At 33.5% G+C, this 6,631-nt stretch carries 3 protein-coding genes and 1 pseudogene; 2 read left to right on the forward strand and 2 right to left on the reverse strand.

The genetic code is table 11. The features are described 5' to 3' along the window. Window positions 1–155 precede the first annotated feature (155 nt). Window positions 156–1,901: an Omp28-related outer membrane protein gene (locus tag HNS40_RS12340; protein ID WP_172281222.1), complete on the reverse strand. Its 1,746-nt coding sequence runs from the start codon at window positions 1,899–1,901 to the stop codon at window positions 156–158. A gap of 145 nt (window positions 1,902–2,046) precedes the next feature. Then, window positions 2,047–3,717, reverse strand: coding sequence for an Omp28-related outer membrane protein (locus HNS40_RS12345; protein WP_172281224.1), 1,671 nt, complete (start codon window positions 3,715–3,717; stop codon window positions 2,047–2,049). A gap of 292 nt (window positions 3,718–4,009) precedes the next feature. On the opposite strand from HNS40_RS12345, the gene HNS40_RS12350 reads away from it, so the two are divergent. Both HNS40_RS12350 and HNS40_RS12355 read left to right on the forward strand, forming a co-directional pair. After that, window positions 4,010–5,155: a T9SS type A sorting domain-containing protein gene (locus HNS40_RS12350; protein ID WP_172281226.1), complete on the forward strand. Its 1,146-nt coding sequence runs from the start codon at window positions 4,010–4,012 to the stop codon at window positions 5,153–5,155. Between the two features lie 275 nt (window positions 5,156–5,430). Next, window positions 5,431–6,330 (forward strand): annotated as a pseudogene (locus HNS40_RS12355) (IS982 family transposase). The last annotated feature ends 301 nt before the right edge of the window (window positions 6,331–6,631 follow it).

Below are 6,631 nucleotides of genomic sequence, written 5' to 3' on the forward strand. Positions count from 1 at the left end.
CTTATTTGTCATCATTTTTTTCTTTAATTTGATTTTATTGCACATAAATGAATAAAAATCCATTTCATGTATTATTATTCGAGTTTTTATTGAGGAGTCAAAAAAAAGCCACACTGAATTTCAGTATGACTTTATCTAAAACTCAAATTGAAATATTATTTTTTCAGAATGATCATTTGTGTTTTTATTTGATTGTCGAGTTTAATTCTAACTAAATAACAACCATTGTCTAAATCAGAGAGATTGATTTGTTGATGATGACTAGCGTTATTAATTTCTATTACTTGTTGACCAACAATATTCATCACTGAAATTTGAGCACCTTCCATATTATTAATGTTTATAAGGCCAGTGCTTGGATTTGGATAAATATTTAAATTAGAAAAATAAATATCAGTTTCAAGGCCGTCAAAGATTGTATTATTAAATGGAGCAATATCAACGGAGCCGAATGTGCCACCTTCTAAAAATAATTCACCTTCAGTATATAGTTTATAATATCCAACACCATAACCTGCGTTCATACCATCTCCATAAGAGTCATGGATTTCAAAGGTATAACATCCAGCGACAGGTAAATCGAATGCTGTTTGATCTTCAACCAATACACTAGCATCTGTGTATGGACCACCACTGTATAATACATCTCCTTCTTCATTTTTTAATTGCCAAGTAGTTTCTGATCCGTAATTATCAGTCTTTAAATCTAAGGTAACATTAACCACTTCTGATGCCTCATTAGTAGTGCCAGTTATGGAATTATTTGATGGATCAGGATCCGTTTCACCATTCACTTTGGTTACAGTGATATTAATTGTATTTGTAGCTTCTACAGGGAATGAAAGTTCAGGTAATGTGATTTCTTCATTTGCATAATAGATAATATTTCCTGTCCAGTTGTAAACCATTGGAGTACCATCATTCGCATCATAGGTGATTTCCATGGAAGTAATTGGGTTTCCAGCTTTGTTCAATACATTGATAATTGGAGAAACAAGTCCTTCACCACATATGATTTCTGGAATATTTGTAGTACCCATTAAATCGCAATCGTTTTGTGTTGTTGGAGGAATGACTTCAACATGACATTCGTTACCACTAATAATCTCTTGCTCAGATTCTGCAATAAAAGCAATGATATTAAGTTGATTTGGATTCAAAATAACTTCATTAATGCTTGAAGGAATTTCCCAAGTATAGGTTCTATCAACAAAAGTTCCTTGTGTTGTAGTTGTGATATCATCACCCCACTGTCCTGTTAACATGTGGCGTAGCGCATGCATATGTAAATACTGATCTCCAACTACATAATCAGGGTTAGCTGCCATGCCAGATTGTGGACCTAAAATACTATCCTGAACCAAGGCAACATTTAATTTGTTGGTAGGTGGAGCATCTGTTCCAGTATAATATGTTTCAACGTGTACTGTTAAAAGAGCAGGTGTTACGCTAAAATCAACAGAGGCTTCCACTCCTAAATTAACGTAAGAGGCTTCTGCTAAAACCATTCCTGCAGCTGTGGCAAAATCACCACGACTCATTGCACTACCAGAGCCTTGTTGCATTCCTGGAAATAAATGTCTGTTTATTGTTCCAGCAGGGTAGCCAGTTAAACCAGTTTGACCAGCAATTGCCGCACCCCATTCAGTATTGAAATCTGGTTCACCGGCGCCAGGGGTTGCGAAACTTCCAGTGTGAATGTTGATTAGAAATGCATTCCCAGGGTTGGCTTCTGCTACTAAATTTGCTAATCGGTGTCCATCTGGGCAATACCCACAATGTATTCCGGTAAATTCTTCTAAGATAACCTTTTTATTTTCGGCATCTGTACTGACTATGGTTTGAGAGAAAACTTGTCCAATCCCAACCATTAATAATAATAAAAGTAAATTTCTTTTCATGTTTGTGTAATTTGATTAGTGTGGGACAAATATAAATATATTATAAACTTGTACAAACTTTGCAAAAAAATTAATTAAGGTAATTATTGATTATAAAAAAAACGCCTAAGTGATTAGGCGTTTCGATAAATTTACAAAATGTTTATTATTTTAGGATACTTAATTTCTCAATATGTATTTTTCCATCAATATTTAATTGGATAAAATAGATTCCATTTTCAAGAGAAGAAGTATTGATACTAAGATTTTGCATTCCAGCTGCATATTTTTGAACAGGGATTAATAGTGATTCGACACCAGTACTATTATAAATTTCTACTGATATGTTTGCATCTTGTTCCATGTAAAAAGATAATTGAGTAGCGTTAGAAGAAGGATTTGGGAAGACTTTAAATTCTGATACAAATTCATTAGAAGATTCGATACCAGTGATGTCACCAGCCATAAATGGGATGTCGTACATGGCTTCTAATTCATCAGTGATAAAAGCAAATACTGTTCCATTATCTTTAAGTTTTAAATAGCCGTTTCCTGCAAAACCATTTCCTTGGGTATCATATAGGTAATAAGTATAGCAACCAGAGCTTTCGATAGGTAGTTCCATGGTAATCAATTCATTATTTGAATAACCGCTACCTTCAGCTAGAGTTGCTCCCATTTCATCTTTAAAAGCCCATGAAATTTGAGAACCAAATGAAGAGCCTACGAATAACTCCATTTCAATGGTCTTAGATACTTCATCTGCTTTGCCAAATTCAGTTTCATTGCTATTATTATCTGGGTTTTGGTCAGCTTCGCCATTTGGGTTGAGTAATTCAACTGCAAATGTGTTATTGTCTTGAGGTTCGAAAATATATTCAGGAAGGACAATCGACTTTGATTGATAGTAACCCAAATTACCAATCCATTCATAAATTGAAGCTTCACCATCATTAACGAAATATTCAATATCCAAGCTAGTAAGAATTTGTCCGCCATAATTCTTAATCATCACAGTGGGGGTAATCTGATTGCCGCATACATTTCCAACTGGAAAAGCAACGCTAGGTACTGAAACATCATAATCAAATTCGGCTTGAACTAATGGTGCTTTGGCTCCATTTAATATTTCCTTTGTACCCATATCTTGAACAGCAACTACTATTTCACATTCGTCTCTTACCCATGAGGCATCTAAATCAAAGTTAAGTTCTTTTACCACTTCGTTTCCTGCTGAAAAATCTAAAGCTGTTCCGTTTTGATCAGGGACCATTAACCGGTTTACAAAATGTAGCTCAGTCATTCCTTGCCAATTTTGTTGAATATTCGACTCTGTAAGGAAAAGATGAAGTACAACATCATTATTATAATCTGCTACTTTAGAAATATTGATTGTAGCCGTAAAGTTGTTGTCCCCATTGTCAGTATAGGAGAAATCTAAACTAAAAGAAGTGGGAGTGCCCATGCTTTGATCTACTTTTGGTACATAAGAATTGTACATATTAGAGCCAGCAGCACCTCCTCCTACTACAGGTGAACCACCATCAAAATTGGCAGTTGGATATCCTGTGATTGCATATAAGTTGTTTCTTGCATTGGAATAATCGTTGGTATACGAATCTCCATTATGATTTTCAATAATAGCTACTGGATGGTCGAAATGAACCAGATCATCAGCTCCATTTGCTGCTCCAGGACAATATTGGCACCAGGTTCCTGTTCCTATTTCTACTACTACAAGGTTTCTTGTAATTTCATTGAGTGGAGCTCTTTGTGCTTGAACAGTCCAAAGGCCCATTACAATGAATAATAGTGAGAGTGTAAAGATTTTTTTCATAATTAAAGGTTTTTGTTAAAATTAATTTATCCTCAAATATACATATTTAATTATTGATGAAATATTTGCGAGCCAAGATTTAAGTATTTATTATGTTTTTTTGATGAAAATATAGGAGATAATCGCTATTATTGGATAATTAAAAACTCTAAATTCACATACCTTTTTAAAATAATTACATAAGTATGAGCAACTTTTTAAAAAAAATATTGTATTCTTGATGAAGACTAATATGTTTTTTGTTTATTTTTACAGCCAAATCAAGAAATATTAAAAATTTAAATAATTATCGATGAAAAAAACACTACTCTTTTACGCCTTATTTCTTCAGGCCACCTTTTTATTAGGACAAGGAAGTTTACAATTATTTAGTGATGAAGGTGTCGAATTTGCTAATGGTCAGCAGCATCATGTGTTCGTTGATTTTGCAGAATGGGAAACTGTATCACCAGAGTTGTTTGTGAAAAACATCTCTGCAAATGATATCTCTGTAAAAATTCGAGTGGAGCAAATAAGTCTTCCTGAAAATACTTCGACCTACTTTTGCGGACTTGGTAGCTGTTTTGCTCCAGGAACAATGGAGACTCCTGAGCCTTTTTTAATTCCTGCTGGCGAGCAAATTGGCAATGCAGGGGTATTTACTTCTCATTATCAACCAGGTGAGGTTTTAGGAAATGCTATTATGCGCTATACTTACTTTGATGTAGATAATTTGAATGATACCATTTCTGTAACTTATACTTTTGTGGGCTCTCCATCTTCTGCGCCAATACAGCTGTTTGATCATCACAATATTGAAGTAGTAAATGGTGATTTTATTGAGCTGCCTGTGACTGACCTATCCGCTTTTGAGATTGTATCACCAGAACTGTTTGTTAAGAATAATACAGATCAAGTGATGTCACTTCGTTGTAGAAAGGAAGTAATTGAAGAGGTAAGTGGTTCGGTAAATTATTTTTGTGCTTTAGGTGTTTGTTTGCCTCCAACTGGTGACGAAACCACTAAGGAATATGTGCTGGGAGCAGGTGAAATGGCCATTCCAGGAGAACCTTTTACGTCTCATTATACTCCTAATGAGCAGAATGGAAATACTATTATAAGATATAAATATTTCAATATAGCTAATGAAAACGATAGTCTTTCATTTACTGTTGCTTTTAGTGATATTACTGGGATTGATGATGATTTAAATAGCAGTGTACTTATGGTATATCCGAATCCTGCCAATGATTTTATTAAGGTAAATCTTCAAGAATTAAATCTTAATGATGGTCGTATAGAGATTTATAATGCGTTAGGAACCTTGAGTTTTGAACAAAATTTTAGAGGTGAAAGTGAAGTTACTCTAGATTTAAGTCAATTACCCAGAGGTGTTTATTTATATCGTGTAGAATCCCAAGGAGGTTACACAGCTACTTCCAAGTTAATCCTAAAATAATTAATGATACTATATATTTACAAAAGGCTCGTTTTGCGAGCCTTTTTTTTGCTTTTATATTTGTATTTCAATAATATATATCAAAGACAGCATCGCCCTAACAAATGTAACAGATTCCTTGCTACACTTATTTCTGATAGTTATTAACCTGAGTTCGGATTTTAAGCGTCTGAAAATGAGAATATAACAGTGAGTTTTCTACACGAAATATTAGGAGAATTCATGAGTATTTATTATCTTTGCGACTGATAATCAAACAATTAACAATAAAACTCATGAATATCTCCAGTGACAAAATTACCGAAATATTTTATTTAGCAGATGATTTTTGTTCTGAATTTTTCAAAACAATGAATTCTTACACTTTAGGAAACAAGCCAAAAAGGAAACCTATTTTGTCAACAAGTGAAGTTATAACTATTATGGTTTTGTTTCATTTTGGACAATTTAGAAACATGAAACATTTCTATCTTGTTTATGTCAAAAAACATATGCAATCTTATTTTCCTGCAACAGTTTCTTATACTCGTTTTGTTGAACTAATGCAACAATCTACTTTACCGATGACCTTATTATTAAAGACCTGCCGTATGGGAGAAATTACTGGAATATCTTTTATAGATTCTACCCCTATCAGAGCATGTAAGAACAAAAGAATTCGAAATAATAAAACTTTCAACGGTATTGCTACAACTGGGAAAAGTACAATGAGATAGTTTTATGGCTTCAAATTACATCTGATTATCAATGACAAAGGAGAAATATTGAACTTTGTAATCACCCAGGTCAGTGTTGATGATAGAGCTCCTCTAAAAAACAAAAGTTTTATTCAAGCAATTAAAGGAAAATTATATGCCGACAAAGGTTATGTCTCAAAAGCATTAACAGAACTCCTTTTTATAGATGGTCTTCATCTTATTACAGGTATTAGAAATAATATAAAAAACACCTTGATGGAGTTAAAAGACAAAATTCTATTGAGAAAAAGATCAGTTATTGAAACGGTAAATGATGAACTAAAAAACATGTGCCAAATTGAACATTCTAGGCACAGAAGTTTTGAAAATTTTATCTCCAATATTATCGCCGCTCTTATCGCATATTCATTCTTTGCTAAAAAACCTTCTATAAAATATGATTTGGAGAAAGACGATCAATTAGCTCTGTTTTTATAATCGAACTCGGGTTATTATAATAATCAATATGGGAGAGGCTGCTCTTGTTGGTGAGTTTTGATGGGTCACATTAAAAATTATGGGGAGCAATGGTTTTTAGCCTTTTCATAGTTACAATGCTATTAAGCAATAATAGACTTAGGAATTAGGCGGGGTGGCTTTTCCCAAACACGTCGAAGTGTAATCGGTGAATTATAGAATATTAGATTTTTCAGCAAAGGGCTTTAGCTTTTAAAATAATGACATTGGAGGTGATGGAAATAGAACCGACTGCTTTGGTTCTGATAAACATGTACAGTCA

Origin of the sequence: Lentimicrobium sp. S6, assembly GCF_013166635.1 — a bacterium.
GTDB lineage: Bacteria > Bacteroidota > Bacteroidia > Bacteroidales > UBA12170 > UBA12170.